This is a genomic window from Streptomyces pilosus (genome assembly GCF_014649835.1).
Lineage (GTDB): Bacteria > Actinomycetota > Actinomycetes > Streptomycetales > Streptomycetaceae > Streptomyces > Streptomyces pilosus.
On the sequence record NZ_BMTU01000010.1, the window covers coordinates 14,957 to 34,311 of the forward strand.

Genomic DNA, 19,355 nt, shown 5'->3' on the forward strand with positions numbered 1-19,355 from the left:
CCCGCGCGGCCGGGCCGCTGATCACGACTGTCTCCCCTCGCCCGCGTCCCCCTCCCTCTCGCCCCCGTGATTCCCCCCTCGATCCTCCACTGCCGAGGGGTAGGAAGCCGCGCCCTCTTGCTATACAGTTCGTCAGCAAGCGGCGGCCGTTACCCGTGGTAACACGCATGGTCTCGACCCGGAGGAGCCCTCAGCATGGCCAGCAGCACCTCTCAGCCGGAGGCCCGGACCCGTCCCTCGGACGACGGTGTGGCCCGGCGGCTGCTCGACTCGTCCGCGCAGCTCTCCTACGACCCGCTGACCGAGGTCGACTGGGACACCCCCCTCGACACGGACTTCCACGGCGCGAGCCCAGAGTGGAGCACGCTCTACGGGACGCCGTACTGGAACGAGCTGAGCGAGGCGCAGCGCAAGGCGCTGACGCGCCAGGAAGCGGCGTCCGTCGCCAGCACCGGCATCTGGTTCGAGATGATCCTCCAGCAGATGGTGCTGCGGGACATCTACGCCAAGGACCCGACGGACGACACCGTCCAGTGGGCGCTCACCGAGATCGCCGACGAGTGCCGGCACTCGATCATGTTCGCCCGGGGCGCGAAGAAACTCGGCGCCCCGGCCTACCGCCCGCACCGGGTGGCGCTCGAACTCGGCAGGTTCTTCAAGACCGTCGCCTTCGGTGAGGCGGCGTACGCGGCGATCCTGGTGGCCGAGGAGGTCCTGGACGTCATGCAGCGCGACTGGATGCGCGACGAGCGGGTCGTACCGTTCGTCCGCACCATCAACAACATCCATGTCGTCGAGGAGTCGCGGCACATGAAGTTCGCCCGCGACGAGACGCGCCGCCACCTGTCGCGGGCGGGGCGGCTGCGCCGCCGGATCCACGCCGTCCTGATCTCCGTCGCGGCGTACGTCATCGTCACCAGCATGGTGAACCGGAAGGTGTACGCCAACGCCGGCCTGGACGAGGAGCGCGCACTGCGCGAGGCGAAGGCGAACGAGCACCACAAGTCGATGATGCGGGCGAGCTGTTCGGGCCTGATGGAGTTCCTCGCCTCGGTGGGTCTGCTCACCCGGCCGGCGCTCTTCTTCTACCGGCGCGCCCACCTCGTCTGACGACCGCACCACCCCCTGCACCTGTCCCGGCCTCCTGCGGAGCGGACGACCATGGCCTTCGCGATCACCCAGACCTGCTGCAGCGACGCCACCTGCGTGTCCGTCTGCCCGGTCAACTGCATCCACCCCACGCCCGAGGAACGGGCCTTCGGCAGCACGGAGATGCTGCACATCGACCCCAGGAGCTGCATCGACTGCGGGGCCTGCGCCGACGCCTGTCCGGTGGACGCCGTCTTCCCCGTCGACCGGCTGCCCGCCACGCAGCGGGAGTACGCGCGGATCAACGCCGCCTACTTCGAGCCGGGCGGGACACCGGAGTCCCCGGACCGGGCGGAGAGCGGCGAGGGGAGTCCTGCGGAGCCGGGCCCGAACTTCCACGACTGGGGAGAGCCCTCCTTCGACCGGGTACTGCCCTCGGACTTCGGGCCGCTGCGGGTCGCGATCGTCGGCACCGGCCCGGCCGGGATGTACGCCGCCAGGGACCTGCTGCTGCACACACCGGCCGAGGTGACACTCGTCGACCGGCTGCCCCTGGCCGGCGGACTCGTCCGGTACGGCGTGGCACCCGACCATCCGTCGACCAAGAAGGTGGGCGAGACCTTCGCCCGCTTCCACACCCATCCGCGGGTGCGGATGCACCTGGGGCTCGACGTGGGTGTCCACATCACGGCGGAGGAGCTCGCCGCCCACCACGACGCGGTGATCTACGCGGTGGGCGCGGCCACCGACCGGCGGCTCGGCATCCCCGGCGAGGAACTGCCCGGCTGCGTCTCCGCGACCGCCTTCGTCGCCTGGTACAACGCGCACCCGGAGGTCGCCCCGGACGCCGTCGACCTGTCGGCGGAGCGGGTCGTCGTGGTGGGCAACGGCAACGTCGCGCTCGACGTCGCCCGCCTCCTGGTCACCGACCCGGACACGCTGGCCGGCACGGGGATCGCCGGCCACGCGCTGGCGGAGCTGCGCCGCAGCAAGGTGCGCGAGGTGGTGGTGCTCGGGCGCCGCGGTCCGGGGGAGGCGGCGTACACCCGGTCCGAACTGCTCGCCCTGAAGCACCTTCCCGGCGTGGACCTGCTCGTCGACGACCACGATCCGCGCGTCGGCCCGGCCGTCGACGCCGCCGGGCCGGGGGACAAGGCGGCGGTGCTGCGGGACGTGGCGCGCGGGGCCGTCGACTGGTCCCTGCCGCCGGACTCCCCCCGACGGCGGCGCATCGTGCTGCGGTTCTTCTCGGCCCCGGTGCGGGTGTGCGGGAGCGGGCACACCCGCGCCGTGCGCGTCACCGGAGGCTCCGGGGAGCTGGAGATCCCGTCCGCCCTGGTCCTGCGCGCGATCGGTTACCGCGGGGTCCCGCAGGCGGGGCTGCCGTTCGACGAGGCCACCGGCACCGTGCCGAACGAGCTCGGGCGGGTGCGGGACCGGCCCGGGACGTACGTCGTGGGGTGGAGCAAGCGCGGGCCGTCGGGCGGCATCGGCGCCAACCGTGTGTGCGCGGCCGAGACCGTCGGCTCCCTGCTGGCCGACGCGGTGGCGGGCGCGCTGCCCGCACCGGCCGCCGGTCCGAAGGCGTTCCGCCGGCTCGTCCGCCGCCGGCGCCGCCGAGGCCGCGGAGACGGCTGAGGCCACATGCCGGCCGAACGGGCGGGGGGAGGTGGCCCGGCGACGCCCGGCGCACCCGGCCGGCGACGGGAGGTCCTCCGTGTCACCCCGACGCGGCGGGGTGGTGCGGCAGGGCGAGATGGGCCAGGTCTCCCGGTGGTGGGCCGGCGACGGGCCAGAGCGGCGCCGGTGTGCCGTCGGCGACCGCCGCGGGGGCGTCGGTGAGGTTCATCCGCTCACGGAGACGGCCGTAGAAGTCCATGGTGCCGAGCCGGGCGGCACGCAGCCTGCGCGGCGAGGCGTACACCCCGAGCCAGTCCCCCGGGCCGATCACGCCGCGGAGCTGGCCGTCGATGCTGACCGCGGCACGGCCCGAGCGTTCGAGCACCCGCAGCCCGACGGGTTCGTCCGGGGCGGCGACGACCGAGCGGTTGAACGTCATGTGCGGAGCCACGGGCGTGAAGACCAGCGCCTCGGCACCCGGTGAGACCACCGGGCCGCCGGCGGCGAAACTGTAGGCGGTCGAGCCGGTCGGCGTGGCCACCAGCAGCGCGTCGGCGGAGTACGAGGCCAGCAGCCTGCCCGCGATGTAGACGCCGACCGAGACCTGCCGGTCCCGGGCGAGCTTCTCCAGCACGACGTCGTTGAGGGCCGTCACGTCCAGCGGGACACCCCACTCGCCTCCCGTCTCGCAGTCGGTGCGCACGCTCGTCGGCGGCAGGAGCGGACCCCGGCCGTAGCGCATCAGCGCCCCGATGTCCGAGGGCACCTCCAGGCGGCGGGAGGCCCGCAGGGTCAGCAGCATGCGCCGCTCCACGTCGATCCGGTCCTCGTGCACGGCGTCCAGGGCGGTGCGCACCTGGGTCATGGGCACTTCCGTCAGGAATCCCACCCGGCCGAGGTCGACTCCGAGCACCAGCGCGTCGATGGCGGCGGCCAGGCGGGCACCGCGCAGGAAGGTGCCGTCCCCGCCGAGCGTGACGACGAGGTCGGGGTCACCGGCCGCCGCCACCTCCTCCCGGGCGCTGTGCCGCCCGCCGTCGTTCCACACGTCGATGTCCTTGCAGGCGACGGCGTGCTCGGCGCACCAGGCCCGGACCGTGCGGGCCGCCTCCGCGGCCTCGGGCCGTCCGCCGTGCACGACCATGCCGACCCGGTCCACCGTCATCTCCGCCTCCTGGACGTCCGCTCGCGTGCCCATCCTGACCGGTGCGACGGCCGCCGGGGCGCCGCACCACGCCGCGGCGGCCCGGTTCCGCGCACGCGGTACCGGGCCGCCGGGTGGCGAGCAGGCCGATCAGCCCTGGCGGGCCTTGTGACGGGGATCCTTCTTGTTGATCACGAACGTCACGCCGCGCCGGCGCACCACTTGGGCGCCGGGCCTGGACTTCAGCGAGCGCAGGGACTTGCGCACCTTCATCGCGCTCTCCTTCCACGGGACGGTACGGGGGCGGGCGGAGCGGGTGTCACCGCTCCTCGCGGAAGAGGACGTGCCCACCGGCGACCGGGTCGTACTTCCGCAGGACGAGCCGGTCGGGGTCGTTCAGCCGGCTCTTGCGCGTCACGTAGGTGACGCCCGTGCCGGCCGTCGACCTCAGCTTGACGACGGGCCGCGCGGTACTGCGTGCCATGGGTTCTCCTTCCGCCACTGCCCGATCCCATTGGCTCAGGCATGTCAGCCGACGGGGTCAACGGTGGGGGCGGGCCCGGTATTCCGCCTCCGGGTTCAGCGGCGGCGCGCGGCCCACACCGTGAGCTCGGTGCGCACGCTCAGGTCGTCGCGGCGCAGGATGCTGTGCGGTCCGCCGGTGTCGAGCAGTCCGTCGAGAGCGGTGAGGTCCGCGGCCGTGAGCGAGGAGGCCGCGCGCTCGCGCATGCGGCTCAGGCCGCTGATCGCGTAGCGGCCCACCGCGTCGGTGCGCGACGGGGTCACGGCGACCGTGAGGGTGCGCTCGCCCTCGACGGCGAAACCGGCCGCGGCCAGCGCCCCCGACCAGTCCGCGCCGCGATGGGGCACGTGTGCGGCGTGGTCGCCGGCGAGCGCGGCGTGGCAGCGCTCCTCCAGGCCGGGAGCGGTCTCCGGGGCGTCCCCGGGCAGGAAGCGGGGGAAGCCGGCCGGCTCGACGACGGCGAACAGCCCGCCCGGGGCGAGCAGCCCGTGCACCTTGCGCAGGGTGCCGGCGGGGTCGGCCATGTGATGCAGGGAGGCCGAAGCCCAGACGAGTTCCGGCGTGCCGAGGGCGGGCCACTCCGGCGCGTCGAGGTCCGCGCGGACGCAGGTCGTGCGGTCGGCCGCGCCGGCCGCCTCCGCCTTCCGGGCCAGGCGGCGCAGATGGGCGGCGGAGGAGTCCACGGCGGTGAGCCGGGCCCCGGGGAAGCGTTCGAGGAGGGCGAGGGTGCCCGCACCGGTTCCGCAGCCGAGGTCCACGATGTGGCGGGGGCCGGCCCCGAGGGGCAGCCAGGCGGTGATGGACGCGGTGTGCTCGGCGAGCACCTCCGCCTCCAGGTCGAGGAAGTCGGCCTGGTCGCCCATGCCGTGCGCGGTGCCGTGCGGGTGGGCGTGCTGCGTGTGCGGGGTGGGGTGGTCCATGCGCATCACGCTAGGCGGGCCGCCGGCGTGCGGTCGGCGCGCTCCCGGGATGCGCAAGACGACGGCCGGTCGCGCTGCGCCACGCGCAAGGGGGGTGCGGCCGTCCGGCCCCTCGCCGGTGTGCGCCGGCTGCGGCGCGTACGGCCTTCGCGGTCCGTACGCGCCCCGGGGTGCCGTCGGGTCGCGGGCTAGGAGGTCTGCGCCCTGTCGTAGAGGGCCTTGGCCACGTCACCGAAGTACGGGCCGAACATGCGGTTGGGCAGGAAGGTGTACCCGAAGCTGTTCACGGAGACCTGCAGGCCCCTGCCGGTCGCCTCGTCGAAGCCGGTGAACCAGGGGCCGCCGCTGGAGCCTCCCGTCATGTTGCAGCCGAGACCGTGGTCCTGGGTGAGGAGGAAGTCCTTCGAGCTGTTGCCGCTGCAGTGGATGAGTTTCGTGCCGTCGTACGGGGAGGCGGCCGGGAAGCCGAAGGCGTACATCCGCTTGTTGTAGCCGCCGTTGAACTGCAGGCCCTGCGCGCCGACGACCGACGTGAGCGTCCGTCCGTCGAGCGGGGCCACGACCGCGGCCCCGATGTCGTGATTGATGTCCTCGCTCGCTTCCCACTGCGGGGTCGTCAGCGTCCGGGAGGCGGCCCACTGGCCGTACGGGGCCTGCCCGTTGTCGTACCCGGGCACGAACACCCAGTTGGTGTGCCAGCTGCCCTGGTACTTCACGCAGTGCCCGGCCGTGATGACGGTGCCGGCGTTCTGGCTGGTGACGGCGTTGCCGGAGCAGGAGGCGGTGCGCCCTTGGAAGGTGAAGAACACCCGGCCCGAGGTCGACACGACCGCTCCCCCGCCGGTCCAGGGGGCGCCCGCCTGCGGGAAGGCCGCGGGAGCGGTGCCCGGCACGACGGTGGTCGCGCCTCCTTCGGCCGCCGGGGCCCTGAGGCTCTGGGCGGCCGCGGGCGTCAGGGACAGATCGAGCGGCGCGGCGCCGCGCATCCGGTCGGCGGTCCAGAACGCGGCGGAGGCGCGCTGTTCGGCGAGCGGGACGGCACGGGCGGCGGCGGGTGCCGTCCCGGCCGGTGTCTCCCCGGCCGGTCCGCCGGGTGCGGCGCCGGCGGAACCGGTGGCGGCGACCGTGCCGGCGAGCAGGGCCGCGAGGGCGAGCAGGAAGCCAGGGGCGGTGCGGTGGCGTCTCACGCATGTCTCCTTCTGCCGTGCCCGGACCGGGTCGGGTCCGGGCAGGGTGGGGGAACGAAGAGCTGTGCGGACGGACGTGCGTGACGCAGAGTGCCAGAGAAATCCCACCTTGTCAGGAGCGCGACAACGGCACGGTCGGAAATCGGCTACCGCCCCGGCCGGAAAGGGCGGAGACTCGCCCCATGGCAGACATGGACGCGTTCCGGGACGCGGTCACCGCGTGGGCGGCCGGGGCCTCCGGGGACCCGGCACGCGAACTGGCCGCACGGCTCGACGTGCGCACCGCCGTCCTGCTGGAAGGGCTGAGCGACGCGGCGGCGGTCGAGGCGCTGGCCGGAGCACGCGGTCGCGACCTCGCGGCCGAGGGTGTCTGCGTCCTGCCCATGGGCGGCGCGATGAGCGTCGGACGCTTCGCCGCCCTGGTGGGGCCACCCGGTCTGGACCTGCGGCTCACCGGACTGTGCGACGAGGCCGAACTCGGCTACTACCGACGCGGTCTGGAGCGGGCCGGCGCGCCGGGGCAGGGGTTCTTCGTCTGTGCGGCGGACCTGGAGGACGAACTCATCAGGGCCCTGGGCACGACACGGGTGCGGGAGATCATCCGCGCCGAGGGCGACGACCGCGCCCTGCACACCTTCCTGCGGCAGCCCGCACAGCAGGGCCGCGCGGCACCGCGACAACTCAGGCGGTTCCTCGGCACCAAGAAGGGACGCAAGATCCACTACGGCCGGGTGCTCGTCGAGGCGCTCGGCCCCGACGACGTGCCCGACCCCCTCGACCGCCTGCTCGCCGGACTCTGACGGCGACGGCCCGCGCCCCGGGTCGGCGCCCCACTTCGGTGGCGTGCGGTCAGAACCTCGGTGCCGTCGTCTGTGACCGGACCAGTGCCGCCGCTTCCTCCTCCGTCTGCACCGAAGGGGGCGAGCCTTCGAGCGGCTGCCGGGCCGTCTCCTTCATGCAGGCCACCGCGACGACGCCGGCCAGCGCCGCGGCCATCGCGTAGTACGCCGGCATCATGTCCGAACCGGTGGCGCCGATCAGAGCGGTGATCACCAAGGGAGTGGTGCCGCCGAACAGCGACGCCGACAGGTTGTAGCCGACCGACAGGGCGCCGTAGCGCACGGGCGTGGGGAACATGGCCGGCAGCGCCGCCGACATGGTGCCCAGCAGGCAGACCAGTGACAGACCGAGCATCAGCGTGCCGGCCGAGACGGCGGGCAGACCGCCCTGCCGCACGAGGAGGAACGCGGGGACGGCCAACAGGAAGAAGCTCAGCATGCCGGTCATCAGCAGCGGCTTGCGACCGTAGCGGTCGCTGAGCCGGCCCACCTGACCGATGACCAGCATCAGCACCACCATGGTGGCCACCAGGACCAGCAGCCCGTGGGTCTCGCTGTAGTGCAGCTCGTCGGAGAGGTAGGTCGGCATGTAGGACAGCAGCATGTAGTCGGTGATGTTGTAGGCGCCGACCAGGGCGACGCACAGCACCAGGGTGCGCCAGTGCTCCCGGAAGATCCTGGCGAGGCCGCCGCGGGCGGCGGTTGCCGACGTGTTCGAGGCCTCGGGCGCGGGGACGGCGCCCTCCTCCAGCTTCAGGTACGCGGGGGTGTCGTCCAGCTTCAGCCGCAGGTGGATGCCGACGACCCCGAGCGGCCCGGCGAGCAGGAACGGGATGCGCCAGCCCCAGGCGTCCATGGTGTCGGTTCCGAGCCACGCGGTGAGGGCGGTGACCAGGCCCGCCGCGCCGGTGTACCCGGCGAGGGTCCCGAGCTCCAGGAAGCTGCCGAAGTAGCCGCGCCGCCGGTCCGGGGCGTACTCCGCGATGAACGTGGAGGCGCCGCCGTACTCGCCGCCCGTGGAGAAGCCCTGGAGCAACCGGAAGCAGATCAACAGCAGGGGCGACCAGAAGCCGACGGCCGCGTAGGTCGGGAGCATGCCGATGGCGGCGGTGCCGACCGCCATGAGGATCATGGTCAGCGCGAGCACCTTCTTGCGCCCGACCCTGTCCCCCATCGGCCCGAAGACCATGCCGCCGAGCGGGCGCACCAGGAAGGCGACCGCGAAGGTGGCGAAGGAGGACAGCAGTTGCGCGGTCTCGCTTCCCGAGGGGAAGAAGACGCGGCCGATGGTGCCGGCGAGGTAGGCGTAGATCCCGAAGTCGAACCACTCCATGGCGTTGCCGAGCGAGGCGGCCTTCACCGCGCGCCTGACCGCCCGTTCGTCCGTCACCGTGATGTCCGACCGGCGCAGTCGCGGGTTCTGGCGACGCCGGACGGCACGGAAGAGGGCGGGGTGACGCCTGGCCGCCGCGGTGTCCGGCGCCGGCTCGTTCTCGGTGGGGGACGTGGTCGCGTTCCTTTCCGGGACAGGTCGCAGCAAAGGGAACGTATCAGCGCATCCGGGCGGGCGCCGGGAACCGCGTGTCCACGACGAGCCGCCACCTGCGGTCCCCGGGCCCCGGGCGTCGCCCTCACCTGTATGCCTCCGCTGCGCTGGTCACCGGCGCGCGGCGGTGATGCGCTGAGAGGCGGGGGAGGAAACGCCCGGGGCAGGTCGGCGCCGGGCGGTCGTCCCGTTCCCAGGAGGCACTCGTGACCACCCCTCGTCCGCTCGTCCGTTCGTCCCGCGTCCTGGCCCTCGCGCTGGCCGCCGGGACGCTGCTGGCCACGGCGGCCTGTTCCGACGGCGACACCGGCGCGCCGTCCGGCTCGGAAACCGCCTCCACGGTCGCCGAGCGGGGCATCGCCGCGCAGACCGCCTCGCCCACCTCCACCTCGCCCTCCGCCTCCGCGTCTCCGGGTCCGGAACTCACCGAGAGGGGCGCGCGCCAGGCGCTGATCACCGCGGAGGACCTGGAGGACGACTGGACGCAGGCCGACAACCCGCGGGAGTGGCGGGACTCGCTGCTGGTGGGCGAGGTCGACGTGGCCGCGTTCCTCACCGGCAGGAGCGACGCCTCCGAGTGCCAGCGTCTCGTCGACGCCCTCTACGACGAGACACTGCTGGGTACTCCGTCCGGGGCATCGGCGCTCACCGGGTTCCAGGACGGCGAGTCCCGGCTGCTCTACCAGGTCGCCGCCTACGACGAGGCCGACCTGGACGAGTCGATGCGGTGGCTGAAGTCGCTCCCGGACACCTGCGACCAGTTCACCCTGACCGGCGGTGACAGCGGCGACCGCACCGTCCAGGTCATCGGGCTGAAGCTGCCGGAGACCGGTGACGCCCGGCAGGGCCTCACCATGACGGTCAAGGGCGACAGCGGCGGCGCCCCGACGACGCTCACCCTCGACGTCGCCGCCGTCCAGCTCGGCGCGGACGCGATCACCGTCACCAACGGCGGGCTCGACGGCGCCTCGCACGACAGCACCTCGGCCGCCGTGGAGAACGGCACCGAGCGGCTCCAGGAAGTGCGCGCCGGCCGCACCCCCCGGCCCACGCCCAGCGGTGTCAGCTGAACGGGGCCGACGGGACGCCGGCTCGACCACCGGCCCCGCACGGCGCCGGCCACCCCGTCAGCCGCCCTCGATCACCGTCGTGACGGGCGTGCCGGTCTCGATCGTGCGGCTGACCGTGCAGAGCCGCTCGTGGGACGTCCGCACGGCGCGGGGCAGGATGGCGCGGGCGCGCTCCGCTCCCTCACCGTCGGGGAAGGACACGTCGAAGCTGACGACGAGGCCGGTCATGCGGTTGCCGAGCTCGTCGCTGATCTTGTCGCCCGTCACCGACACCGAGAACCGGTCGGGCTCCGCGTGACGGGCCGTGGCCACGTCGACGTCCGCGGCCGTGCAGCCCCCGATGGCGGCCAGCAGCAGTTCCACCGGGGTGAACGCCGCGCCGCCGTCGTCGGAGGCGGTACCGAAAGGGAGGGTGCCGCCGCGGGCGTTGGTGGCGACGAAGTGACCGGTGGCGGTGCGCTCGACGTGGACGGAACGCTGGGAGTCTTCGCTCATGCAGCGACAGTAACGGCGCCGGGCCGCACCCCGCCCTCCCCCGCGCGGCCGGATGCGGCCCGTGAGACGGTGGGGACGGGCCCGGCCCCGGGGGCGGTGGGGCGCCGGCGGCGGGCGGCGGCACCGCGGGCGGGAGCGAGCCCGGCGCGCCGTGCGGGTCGCACAGGCCAGGAGGTCCGGTCATGACCGACTCACGTTCCGCGGGCGCGGCCGGCCGGTACGGCGAGGACCTGTTCGCACCGGAGCACCCGCGCGAGGCGGGGCGCATCGACGCCGCCGCGCTGGTGTACGACCCCCTCACCACGCACCGTCTGCGGGCGCTGGGCGTGGGCCCAGGCCATCGCTGTCTCGAGGTGGGCGCCGGGACCGGCACGGTCGCGCGGTGGCTGCTGGACGAGGCGGGCGCGGAGGAGGTGGTCGCGCTGGACCGGGACACCGACGCGCTCGCCGCGGTCGCCGGGCGCGGGCTGCGGGTGCTCCGCGCGGACCTCACGGACGAGGACCTGCGGCCGGGCGCGTTCGACCTGATCCACGCCCGGTTCGTGCTGATGCACCTGCCCGGCCGCCGGCGGATCGTCTCACGGCTGGCCGGCTGGCTGAACCCGGGCGGAGCACTGGTGCTGGGCGACGCGGTGGAACTGCCCGACGCCCGCGACGCCTCCTCCCCGTACCGGCGCACCATGGACGCCATGTGGCGGGCTCTGCGGACGACGATCGGCACCGACATCTGCGACGTGCCCGCCTATCCGCGGTTCCTGCGGGAGGAGGGGCTGCGGGAGGTGGCCGCGGAGGTGTTCTGTCCGCCCCTGACCGCCGGCAGCCCCCTGGCCCGTTTCTGGTCGGAGACCTGGAGCCGGATGCGGCCGGAGCTGACGGCGACGGGTCTGGTCGACGCGGATACCGTCGCGGAGGCGACGGCGTACCTGGACTCGCCGGGGCTCGCCGAGCTGGGGCCGGGCATGGCGATGGCCTGGGGGCGACGGGACTGACCGGCGGCCGGTTCCCGCGCGCCCGTCCGGCGTCGCGTCACCCCGGTCCGGTCGCGGGCGTGGCCAGGGCATCGAGCAGCAGGTCGGCCGGGAGGGCGGGCACGGTCCGGCCGTGTACGCCCGTCGTCGCCGTCGCCGCGAGCAGACTGTTGAGCACCGCCTCCTCCACCCCGTCGAGGACCGCTTCGAACAGCGCACCGAGTTCGGAGTCGGCCACGAGTGGGCCGGGACGTGTGCCGAAGGCGACGGCGTAGTCGCCGCTGCCGTGGCTGTAGGCGGCGCCGGTGCGCGCGAGGGCGAACACGGCCCGACGGGCGACCCGGGTGAGCTGCCGGGCGTCGAGCGGGGCGTCCGTGGCCACCACGATCATGCAGGAGCCCGTCTCCGCGGCCGGTGCCGCGTCGTCCGGGCCGAGCCCGAGGGAGCGCGGGGTGAGGGTGCGGCCGAGTACGCGCAGGGTGCCGCCGAAGTTCGCCTGCACCAGGACGCCGACGGTGAACCGCCGCTCCCCCACGTGCGGTGTGCGCGAGGCGGTGCCGATGCCTGCCTTGAAGCCCAGGGCGACGGTGCCGGTGCCCGCGCCGACGCAGCCCTCGGCCACCGGCCCGCCGGACGCTCCGTCGAGGGCGGCCCGGACGTGCTCCTCGAGGACGGGCCGGGAACGGATGTCGGAGAGGAAGCCGTCGTTGCACTCCCCCACGACCGGGTTGAGGCTCTGTGTCCCCTCGCAGCCGGGACGCCGGAGCATCCAGCCGACGAGGGCGTCGGCGACGCGGAACGCCGAGAGGGTCGAGGTCAGCAGTACCGGGGTCTCCAGGGTGCCGAGTTCGGTCAGCTGGGTCGTCCCGACGAGCTTGCCGTAACCGTTGCCCGTGAACACGCCCGCCGGGAGCGGTGTGCCGGGGCCCACCCCGTCCGGCACCACCGCGGTGACCCCGCTGTGCACGTCGGGCTCCCGCCGGACCGTGGTGTGGCCGATCCGGACGCCCGGCACGTCCGTGATCGCGTCGAGCGGGCCGGCGGGTGTACGCCCGATGACGATGCCGAGGTCGCGGGCGCGGCGCCGGGTGGGCGGGTACGACGGCTGATCCATACCGGTGGACGGTACACACAGGTGCCGGGCGGCCGTCACGGGGCCTCGGCGGGGGCGGCCCGGCGCCCCTCACCGGTCAGTGCCCGGGCGAGCGGCAGCCGCGAGAGGGCCAGCACGCCCGCGGCGATCACCGCGGCGCCGAGCAGCTGGAGCGGGACCCACCAGCCGCCTCGCAGATGCTCGGCGCAGAGGGTGATGCCGAGCGCCAGGCTCACTCCGGCGTCGCCGAGTGTGATGGCCGGCTGGGAGGCGACGAGTGGCCCGGCCTGCATGGCGTTCGACAGGAGGAACAGGGCACAGGCGCCGAAAAGGGCGAAACCGTAGGTCTGCCAGGTGCCGAGGAAGGCGGTGACGCCCTCGTCGTCGAGGGTGTGCATGGACGTCTTCATCAGGGCCGCCGTCGCCGCGTAGGCGACGGCGGTGGCCAGTCCGAAACAGGCGGCGCGCCCCCGGCCCTCGGGTCTGCGCAGCGCGGCGAGGACGAGGCCGGCGAGCACGGCGGCGCACACCGCCAGTACCGGGATCCAGCGGTCCATCGGGGCGTGTGTGCGGTTTCCCTCGGGTGAGGCGGCGAACAGGGCCACGGCGAGCCCTGTCACCACCGCACCGACCGCCCCCCAGCCGGAGGGCGACAGGCGCCCGTGGAGCAGCACGGTGGCGATGACGAGGGCCAGGGGCAGCTCCAGGACGAAGAGGGGCTGAACGACCGTCATCGGACCCGTCGCGAGGGCCACCGCCTGGCAGACCGCGGCGGCGATGACGGTGGCCATGCCGGCCAGCCAGACGGGGCGCCGCAGCAGATCGAGCATGAGCCCGGCCCGCAGGGAGTCCGAGCGTGGCACGCTCAGCGCCGCCTTGCGCTGGAGGACGGTCGCCAGGGCGTTGCTCAGCGCCGCGCCCAGGGCGAAGAGGACCGGCACCAGCAAGTCCACCGTGGGCATCCTCCGGAGCGACGAGTCGGCCCCCCGCTCCCCGCCATGGTGACCCGGGCGGTCCGAGGGCGCACGTCGCGTCACCCGTGTGACCGGGCCGGCCGAGTGTCAGGCGTGGCACGGCCGCTCGCCGCGGACGGTGACGAGGTACCGGTGGAACGCCGCGCGTGCGTCGGGGTACGGGTTGATGGCGCCCGCGCACCGGAACTTGAGCACGCAGTGCGGACGAGCCCCGCACCGAGATACTCCGCGAGTTCGCGTGCGGCGGCGCGCGCCGGGCCGCTGGCTCGGGCGCCCCGGGCGGGGGGGCGCAGGGCGGGCGCGCGTCGCCGCCCGCCGCGCCGGCCGCCGGCCGCGCCGCCGCCACCCGCCGAGCATCCAGTTTTGACATCCTCGCCGCCTTGACGGGCGGCGATTCCCGTCTACCGTGCCGTTGCAGGCTGTGGTGTCGGGTGGGTTCCTGCTTCGCTGCGCGGTGCGGGCACGGATGCCCGTCTTACCTGCGCTCGACAGGCTGTCACGGCCAGTCCGGCCGCCCTGGCGACGTTGACCGCCGCATTGATGTCCCGGTCCAGAACGGCCCCACATGCCCCGCAGGCCCACACACGAACGCGCAAGGGCTTGGCGCCGTCCTTCACGCCGCACTGCGAACACACCTGCGAGGTGGGCTCGAACCGGCCGATCTTCACGAAGACGCGCCCGTACCGTGCGGCCTTGTACCCCAGCATGGCCACGAACACCGACCATCCGGCATCGTGGATGGACTTGGCCAGGCGCGTACGCGCGAGTCCCTTCACCGCCAGGTCCTCCACAGCGATCGCTTGGTTCTCGCGGATCAACTTCGTGGAGAGCTGGTGGTGAAACTCGCGGCGCGCGTCCGCAACGCGGGCGTGCGCCCGTGCAACGCGGATCCTCGCCTTGTCCCGGTTCTTGCTGCCCTTCTCCTTACGGCACAGGGCGCGCTGCGCCTTCTTCACTCGTTTCTCGGCCCGGCGCAGGAAGCGCGGGCTGTCGATCTTCGTGCCGTCCGAGAGGACAGCGAAGTGCCCGAGCCCGAGATCGATGCCCAGCTCCGGCGTCGTCTCCGGCAACACCTCTTCCGGACCGGTCTCCACGACGAACGACGCGAAGTACCGGCCTGCGCTGTCCTTGACCACCGTCACCGTGGACGGCGTCGACGGCAGAGCACGGGACCACTTCACCTTCAGGTCACCGATCTTCGGCAGGCGCAGCTTCCCACCCCGGGTGATCGACCAGCGGGCGTTCGCGGTGAACCGGACAGCTTGCCGGGTGTCCTTACGGGACTTGTACCGAGGCGCGCCCATGCGCGGACGCTTGCCCTTCAAGCCGTCGAAGAAGTTCCTGTACGCGGCGTCCAGGTCCCTCAGAGACTGCTGGAGCACAACCGCCGACACCTCAGCGAGCCACGCCCGTTCCGGCGTCTGCTTCGCCCTGGTGATTACCGTCTTCGACAGGTCTCCTGATTTCGGGAACGGCAGCCCTTCAGCGCGGGCGGTCTCCCGAGCGCGGAGCGCGTCGTTGTAGACCACCCGCGCACACCCGAACGCCCTCGCCAACGCTGTGCGCTGACCCGCACTCGGGTACAAGCGAAAGCCGTACCGAAGCTGCACGCGGATCACGATACACAGTTGGTTTGCGAGGCGAGTCAGGGATTCGCTTCACCACCGGGCTGACGCGGGGTGCAGTGGAAGTTGATGTCGCAACTGCCCGGGAAGCGCGCGGCGCCGTCGGGGCGGCGGTGCACGAGGTACCGTCCGGCGGTGTCCCGGCACACGACCGTCGCGATGCGGTGCAGCCATCCGTGGCGTACCGCGTCGTCCCTGCCGACGACGGCGAGGACCTCGTCGTGCTCGTCGACGCGTTCCACTCGTTCACCCATGGGACCGCATGCTGCCGGACGGCTCCGCCGGCCGGGTCACCCGCTCCAGGCGTCGGGGCCGCCACCGCGCCACTCGACCAGCGCGGACTGCCGCATCCAGGCGTCGTCGACGTCGTCCAGCCCGGCCAGGCGCAGGAACTCCACGACGTCGAGGAGCCCGTAGGCCATCCCCAGGAACCGTGCCCCCGCGCGGACCCGTCGTCCCCCGTCGTCGCCGGGCGGGTAGATCACGATGGGCTGGTCGCTCGCCATGACACCAGCGTGCACGGGGGGTCGGGGGCGCGCATGCGGGGGTGGTCCGTGCTCCCGCGGTCACCGGTGCGCGGCGTGGACGCGGGGGGCGGTGGGCCGGTCGGGGAAGGAGCGGTCGCCGAAGAGGACGCGGGATGCCGCCGCCCGGCCTAGCGGTGTGCGCAGCAGGGTGAACGCGGCGTTCGTCGCTGCCGGGGTCCGTACGTGGGACAGGCCCCTGCGCAGCGACAGCCGCCCCCGGAAGGCGGCACGCAGGCCGGCCCCGTCGTAGTGGGCTAGCGCGTCCGGTTTCCCGGCGGTCAGCGCGTCGTCGAGGACGCGGGCGGCCAGGTCCGACAGGCGCAGGCAGGGGTCCAGGCCGCCGGCGGTGAGCGGGGAGACCGCTCCCGCGGCGTCCCCCACCAGGAGCCCGTCGGCGCAGCTGATGCGGCGCAGCACACCGCCGACGGGTATGGGGCCGCCGCGGCGCTCGACCGCCTCGGGGCGCTCGACGCCGGCCAGTCCGGGTGCTGAGGCGCTGAAGCGTGCCACGGCCCGGCGCAGCCCTTCCGGGAAGCGGTGGGCGTAGCCCGCGGTGCCGACGTGGGCGTGCTGCCCGTCGTGGACCACCCAGGCGAGGTAGCCGGGGGCGAGCGCGGGGTCGAGGACGCAGTGGAAGGTGGGCGGTTCGCCGTTCGGGCGGACCTCGTAGACCTCTTCGGCTCCGACCAGCAGCCGGCGGTTGCGGTCGAGACCGAGGTCGCGGGCGACGGTCGAGCGGGCGCCGTCGGCCCCGACGACGAACCGGGCCCGGACGTCGGTGGGGCCGTCGCGGCCGATCAGGTGGAAGGTGCGGCCGTGCCGGCCGGCGTAGCGGGTGCCCAGCGACAGCCGCACACCGGCGTCGGCCGCTGCCGCTGCCCCCGCCTCGTACAGCCGCGCCATGTCGCCCACGCGGTACTCGTCGCGGTCGCTGACCAGGCTGACGGGGCGGCGCAGGTCCGGGGGGTAGAGCAGGACCCGCCGGATGGGCGGGCCGAGGTGTTCGTCGGGCAGCGGGTAGTCGTCGAGCGTCTTGCGCACGAAGATGCCCGTGGTGCGGATCGCTCCGGCCAGGGTGGTCCGCCGGTCGACGAGGAGCACGTCGTGGCCCTGGCGGGCGAGGACGGTGGCGACGTGCAGGCCCGCCAGTCCGGCCCCGACCACCAGGACGTCGGCCGTCGTCGTGCCGGCGGGGAGGTGGGGTGTGCGGGCTGCTGCGGGCATGGCTGTGCTCCCTGCGGGGTGGGTCGGGGGTCGACGTGGGCGCGCCGTCGGTGCGGGTCGTCGGCGTGTGTCGTGGCAGTGGTCGGCTCGGGCGCTCGCCCATGACCGGCGCCTCGATCGAACCACGATAGGAACCTATCGAGATTCGATAGGTTGAGCAAGGGGTGGGGTGCGGCACAGCAGCGCACAGCCCTTCATCACGAGCCCGCCCGCTGCCGCGCCGACCGCGTACCAGAACAGGTCGGGTGCGTTGAAGGTGGAGCCGAGGACCAGTCGGGCGAGGGTGCTGTGCCGTGCGAGTTCCGCGGGCAGGGGGGTGAGTTGCAGGAACTCCACTCCCCAGCTGACGGCCAGCGCCGCTCCCGCGGCGGCCGACGGCGGCGTCCGGGGCGCCACCAGGACGACGAGGGCGAGCATCAGCAGGGTGTACAGGGCATCTCCGCCGTACTTCGCCACGTCCCCCGTCGCCACGGCCCTGAGGCCCAGCCCCGCGCCGACGATCATCAGCGCGGCCGGCGCCGCCACGAGGCGTCTGCGACCCGGACGGCCGGGGTTACGAACGGGGGTACGGGGGCGCGAGATCATGGGCGTCATTGTGGAGGCCGCCCGGGACCGCCCGTGCCATGGGCGTGTGAAAAGCGGGTGAGACGAGAGCACCGCTCTTGTTAGCCTCTCCCGTATGGCACGAGGCATCTGGTCGCAGAAGGTCCGCTCCGCCCGCTGACGGCGGCGCCCTTCCTGCGGAACACGCGCACGCCGTTCCGGTTCCCGCCGGGCGGCTTTTCCGTGCTGCCCGGCTCCCCTGCGAGCTGCGGAGCGTCCGTTGAACCCCGATGTCACCCCGGAAACCCTGTCCCTGCCCGTCGACGCGGGCGCCGGCGCGCACGTCCGCGCCGAGAACGTCACCGTGACCCGCGGGTCACGGTGCGTCCTGGACGGCCTGTCCGTCACCGTGTCCGCCCGGTCGCGGATCGCCGTCGTGGGCGAGAACGGCCGGGGCAAGACCACCTTGCTGCACGTCCTCGCCGGTCTGGTCGTGCCCGACGAGGGCACCGTACGGCGGACCGGCACGGTCGGCCTGGCCCGGCAGGAGCTGTCCGCGCGGGACGGCGAGACCGTCGGCACCCTGACGTCCGCCGCACTGGCCGCCCCCCTCGCGGCACTCGGTGCGCTGGACGAGGCGGCCCTCGCCCTGGCCGGGGGCGACTCCGCCGCCGACGAGCGCTATGCCGCCGCCCTCGACGCCGCCACCCGCCTCGACGCCTGGGACGCCGGACGCCGGGTCGACGTGGCCCTGGACGCCCTCGGCGCCTGCACCGACCGTGACCGTCCGCTGTCCACCCTCTCGGTCGGACAGCGCTACCGCGTCCGCCTGGCCTGTCTGCTCGGTGCCCGCCACGACGTGCTGCTGCTCGACGAGCCGACCAACCATCTCGACGCCGCCGGGCTGGACTTCCTCACCCGCCGTCTGCGGGAGCACGCCGGCGGCCTCGCCGTCGTGAGTCACGACCGGGCGCTGCTCCGCGACGTCGCGGACCGGTTCGTCGACCTCGACCCGTCCCGTGAGGGAAAGCCGCTCCTCTACGCCGGCGGCTACGAGGCCTGGCAGGACGCCCGGCGCCGGGAACGTGAGCGCTGGGAGCAGGAGCACGAGCAGCAGCAGGCCGAGCACCTGCGGCTGCGGGACGCGGTGTCGCAGGCCCGCGACCGGCTCTCCACCGGCTGGCGGCCGGACAAGGGCACCGGCAAGCACCGGCGTCAGTCCCGCGCGCCGGGCGTCGTACAGGCCCTGCACCGGCAGCAGGCGGCCCTGCGCGCGCACCGGATCGACGTGCCGGAGCCGCCGCCCGCGCTGCGGTGGCCGGAACCGGAGATACGCGCGGGCGCGCCGCAGGTGCGGGCGCACGGTGTGAGGGTGCGGGGGCGGCTGGCCGGTCCGGTGGACGTCGTCCTCGACGGCGGCGACCGGCTGCTCGTCACCGGACCGAACGGCGCGGGGAAGTCCACGCTGCTGGCGGTGCTGGCCGGTGCTCTCCGGCCCACGGACGGACAGGTGAGGGCGGCGAGCGGGGCGCGCGTCGTGCGGGTCGGCCAGGAGACGGCCGGTCAGGAACCGTCGCTGACCGCCCGGGAGGTGTACGAGCGTCACGTGGGCCGGCTGACGGCCCGCGGGGAGCTCCGGGCCAGCGAGGCCGGGTCGCTCGCCTCGCTCGGACTGCTGGACGCCGAGGCGGCGCGGACACCGGTGGGGCGGATGTCCCAGGGGCAGCGGCGGCGCCTCGACCTGGCGCTCGCCCTGTCCGGCCGGCCCACGCTTCTCCTGCTCGACGAGCCGACGAATCACCTGTCGGCGCGGCTGGTCGACGAGCTGACCGACGCGATCCGCGGGACGAGCGCCGCCGTGGCCGTCGCGACCCACGACCGGCAGCTCCTGCGGGACCTCGCGCACTGGCCGCTGCTGCGCCTGGAGCAGGAGGCCGGGCCGGTCCCGTCCGCGACACGGCCGTGAAC

20 protein-coding genes are annotated in these 19,355 nt (G+C 74.0%); 6 read left to right on the plus strand and 14 right to left on the minus strand.

All coding sequences use genetic code 11. The features are described 5' to 3' along the window. The first annotated feature begins 195 nt into the window (after positions 1–195). Together IE118_RS23100 and IE118_RS23105 are read left to right on the plus strand one after the other, a co-directional pair. Positions 196–1,110 (plus strand): AurF N-oxygenase family protein, encoded by a 915-nt coding sequence (locus IE118_RS23100; RefSeq protein WP_189559928.1) that lies wholly within the window; start codon positions 196–198, stop codon positions 1,108–1,110. Between the two features lie 51 nt (positions 1,111–1,161). Continuing rightward, a complete protein-coding gene (locus IE118_RS23105; RefSeq protein ID WP_189559929.1) occupies positions 1,162–2,727 on the plus strand; it encodes an FAD-dependent oxidoreductase in 1,566 nt (521 codons plus the stop codon). Between the two features lie 82 nt (positions 2,728–2,809). On the opposite strand, the gene IE118_RS23110 is transcribed toward IE118_RS23105, so the two are convergent. From IE118_RS23110 to IE118_RS23130, 5 genes are all read right to left on the minus strand, one after another. Then, the gene (locus tag IE118_RS23110) at positions 2,810–3,874 is read right to left on the minus strand and encodes an NAD(+)/NADH kinase (protein ID WP_189559930.1); all 1,065 of its coding nucleotides are present in this window, start codon (positions 3,872–3,874) and stop codon (positions 2,810–2,812) included. Between the two features lie 129 nt (positions 3,875–4,003). Next, positions 4,004–4,126, minus strand: a complete 123-nt coding sequence (ykgO, locus tag IE118_RS23115) for a type B 50S ribosomal protein L36 (protein ID WP_189559931.1) — start codon at positions 4,124–4,126, stop codon at positions 4,004–4,006. Between the two features lie 46 nt (positions 4,127–4,172). Further along, the gene (gene rpmG, locus IE118_RS23120; protein WP_189559932.1) at positions 4,173–4,337 is read right to left on the minus strand and encodes a 50S ribosomal protein L33; all 165 of its coding nucleotides are present in this window, start codon (positions 4,335–4,337) and stop codon (positions 4,173–4,175) included. Between the two features lie 95 nt (positions 4,338–4,432). Further along, entirely contained in the window at positions 4,433–5,296 is an 864-nt protein-coding gene (locus IE118_RS23125; protein WP_189559933.1) for a class I SAM-dependent methyltransferase, read from the minus strand. Between the two features lie 188 nt (positions 5,297–5,484). Beyond that, positions 5,485–6,483: a trypsin-like serine peptidase gene (locus IE118_RS23130; protein WP_189559934.1), complete on the minus strand. Its 999-nt coding sequence runs from the start codon at positions 6,481–6,483 to the stop codon at positions 5,485–5,487. Between the two features lie 182 nt (positions 6,484–6,665). Between IE118_RS23130 and IE118_RS23135 the strand changes: the two genes are divergently transcribed. Continuing rightward, the gene (locus IE118_RS23135; protein WP_189559935.1) at positions 6,666–7,283 is read left to right on the plus strand and encodes a TOPRIM nucleotidyl transferase/hydrolase domain-containing protein; all 618 of its coding nucleotides are present in this window, start codon (positions 6,666–6,668) and stop codon (positions 7,281–7,283) included. Positions 7,284–7,332: 49 nt separating this feature from the next. Here IE118_RS23135 and IE118_RS23140 read toward each other — a convergent pair whose 3' ends face one another. Beyond that, positions 7,333–8,859: an MFS transporter gene (locus IE118_RS23140; protein ID WP_373303222.1), complete on the minus strand. Its 1,527-nt coding sequence runs from the start codon at positions 8,857–8,859 to the stop codon at positions 7,333–7,335. A 215-nt stretch (positions 8,860–9,074) separates the two neighbouring features. Between IE118_RS23140 and IE118_RS23145 the strand changes: the two genes are divergently transcribed. Then, on the plus strand, positions 9,075–9,938 hold the full coding sequence (locus tag IE118_RS23145) for a hypothetical protein (protein WP_189559937.1): 864 nt from the start codon (positions 9,075–9,077) through the stop codon (positions 9,936–9,938). Positions 9,939–9,995: 57 nt separating this feature from the next. On the opposite strand, the gene IE118_RS23150 is transcribed toward IE118_RS23145, so the two are convergent. Next, on the minus strand, positions 9,996–10,433 hold the full coding sequence (locus IE118_RS23150; RefSeq protein WP_189559938.1) for an OsmC family protein: 438 nt from the start codon (positions 10,431–10,433) through the stop codon (positions 9,996–9,998). A 182-nt stretch (positions 10,434–10,615) separates the two neighbouring features. Between IE118_RS23150 and IE118_RS23155 the strand changes: the two genes are divergently transcribed. Then, complete coding sequence (locus tag IE118_RS23155) at positions 10,616–11,422, plus strand: class I SAM-dependent methyltransferase (RefSeq protein ID WP_189559939.1); 807 nt, start codon at positions 10,616–10,618, stop codon at positions 11,420–11,422. Between the two features lie 37 nt (positions 11,423–11,459). Here the strand turns inward: IE118_RS23155 and IE118_RS23160 are convergent, their stop codons facing one another. From IE118_RS23160 to IE118_RS23190, 7 genes are all read right to left on the minus strand, one after another. Continuing rightward, on the minus strand, positions 11,460–12,515 hold the full coding sequence (locus tag IE118_RS23160; protein ID WP_189559940.1) for a P1 family peptidase: 1,056 nt from the start codon (positions 12,513–12,515) through the stop codon (positions 11,460–11,462). 35 nt (positions 12,516–12,550) lie between these two features. Next, positions 12,551–13,447, minus strand: a complete 897-nt coding sequence (locus IE118_RS23165; protein ID WP_229846912.1) for a DMT family transporter — start codon at positions 13,445–13,447, stop codon at positions 12,551–12,553. Between the two features lie 422 nt (positions 13,448–13,869). Then, complete coding sequence (locus tag IE118_RS23170; RefSeq protein WP_189559942.1) at positions 13,870–15,078, minus strand: RNA-guided endonuclease InsQ/TnpB family protein; 1,209 nt, start codon at positions 15,076–15,078, stop codon at positions 13,870–13,872. Between the two features lie 35 nt (positions 15,079–15,113). Beyond that, entirely contained in the window at positions 15,114–15,347 is a 234-nt protein-coding gene (locus IE118_RS23175; protein WP_373303216.1) for an NUDIX hydrolase, read from the minus strand. Between the two features lie 36 nt (positions 15,348–15,383). Beyond that, a complete protein-coding gene (locus IE118_RS23180; protein ID WP_189559943.1) occupies positions 15,384–15,599 on the minus strand; it encodes a hypothetical protein in 216 nt (71 codons plus the stop codon). A 60-nt stretch (positions 15,600–15,659) separates the two neighbouring features. Next, positions 15,660–16,844 carry an FAD-dependent oxidoreductase gene (locus IE118_RS23185; protein WP_189559944.1) on the minus strand — a complete coding sequence of 395 codons (1,185 nt, stop codon included), beginning with the start codon at positions 16,842–16,844 and terminating at the stop codon, positions 15,660–15,662. A 135-nt stretch (positions 16,845–16,979) separates the two neighbouring features. Then, complete coding sequence (locus IE118_RS23190) at positions 16,980–17,429, minus strand: ribosomal maturation YjgA family protein (RefSeq protein WP_229846913.1); 450 nt, start codon at positions 17,427–17,429, stop codon at positions 16,980–16,982. Between the two features lie 238 nt (positions 17,430–17,667). Between IE118_RS23190 and IE118_RS23195 the strand changes: the two genes are divergently transcribed. Further along, on the plus strand, positions 17,668–19,353 hold the full coding sequence (locus tag IE118_RS23195; protein ID WP_189559945.1) for an ATP-binding cassette domain-containing protein: 1,686 nt from the start codon (positions 17,668–17,670) through the stop codon (positions 19,351–19,353). The last annotated feature ends 2 nt before the right edge of the window (positions 19,354–19,355 follow it).

What these genes read in the sequence shown, in the direction of transcription:
- IE118_RS23150 (WP_189559938.1), bottom strand. Translation starts at nt 10,433, where the DNA reads ATGAGCGAAGACTCCCAGCGTTCCGTCCACGTCGAGCGCACCGCCACC.
- IE118_RS23110 (WP_189559930.1), bottom strand. Translation starts at nt 3,874, where the DNA reads ATGACGGTGGACCGGGTCGGCATGGTCGTGCACGGCGGACGGCCCGAG.
- IE118_RS23155 (WP_189559939.1), top strand. Translation starts at nt 10,616, where the DNA reads ATGACCGACTCACGTTCCGCGGGCGCGGCCGGCCGGTACGGCGAGGAC.
- IE118_RS23175 (WP_373303216.1), bottom strand. Translation starts at nt 15,347, where the DNA reads ATGGGTGAACGAGTGGAACGCGTCGACGAGCACGACGAGGTCCTCGCC.
- IE118_RS23105 (WP_189559929.1), top strand. Translation starts at nt 1,162, where the DNA reads ATGGCCTTCGCGATCACCCAGACCTGCTGCAGCGACGCCACCTGCGTG.
- IE118_RS23190 (WP_229846913.1), bottom strand. Translation starts at nt 17,429, where the DNA reads ATGATCTCGCGCCCCCGTACCCCCGTTCGTAACCCCGGCCGTCCGGGT.
- IE118_RS23100 (WP_189559928.1), top strand. Translation starts at nt 196, where the DNA reads ATGGCCAGCAGCACCTCTCAGCCGGAGGCCCGGACCCGTCCCTCGGAC.
- IE118_RS23180 (WP_189559943.1), bottom strand. Translation starts at nt 15,599, where the DNA reads ATGGCGAGCGACCAGCCCATCGTGATCTACCCGCCCGGCGACGACGGG.
- ykgO (WP_189559931.1), bottom strand. Translation starts at nt 4,126, where the DNA reads ATGAAGGTGCGCAAGTCCCTGCGCTCGCTGAAGTCCAGGCCCGGCGCC.
- IE118_RS23160 (WP_189559940.1), bottom strand. Translation starts at nt 12,515, where the DNA reads ATGGATCAGCCGTCGTACCCGCCCACCCGGCGCCGCGCCCGCGACCTC.
- IE118_RS23135 (WP_189559935.1), top strand. Translation starts at nt 6,666, where the DNA reads ATGGCAGACATGGACGCGTTCCGGGACGCGGTCACCGCGTGGGCGGCC.
- IE118_RS23125 (WP_189559933.1), bottom strand. Translation starts at nt 5,296, where the DNA reads ATGGACCACCCCACCCCGCACACGCAGCACGCCCACCCGCACGGCACC.
- rpmG (WP_189559932.1), bottom strand. Translation starts at nt 4,337, where the DNA reads ATGGCACGCAGTACCGCGCGGCCCGTCGTCAAGCTGAGGTCGACGGCC.
- IE118_RS23185 (WP_189559944.1), bottom strand. Translation starts at nt 16,844, where the DNA reads ATGCCCGCAGCAGCCCGCACACCCCACCTCCCCGCCGGCACGACGACG.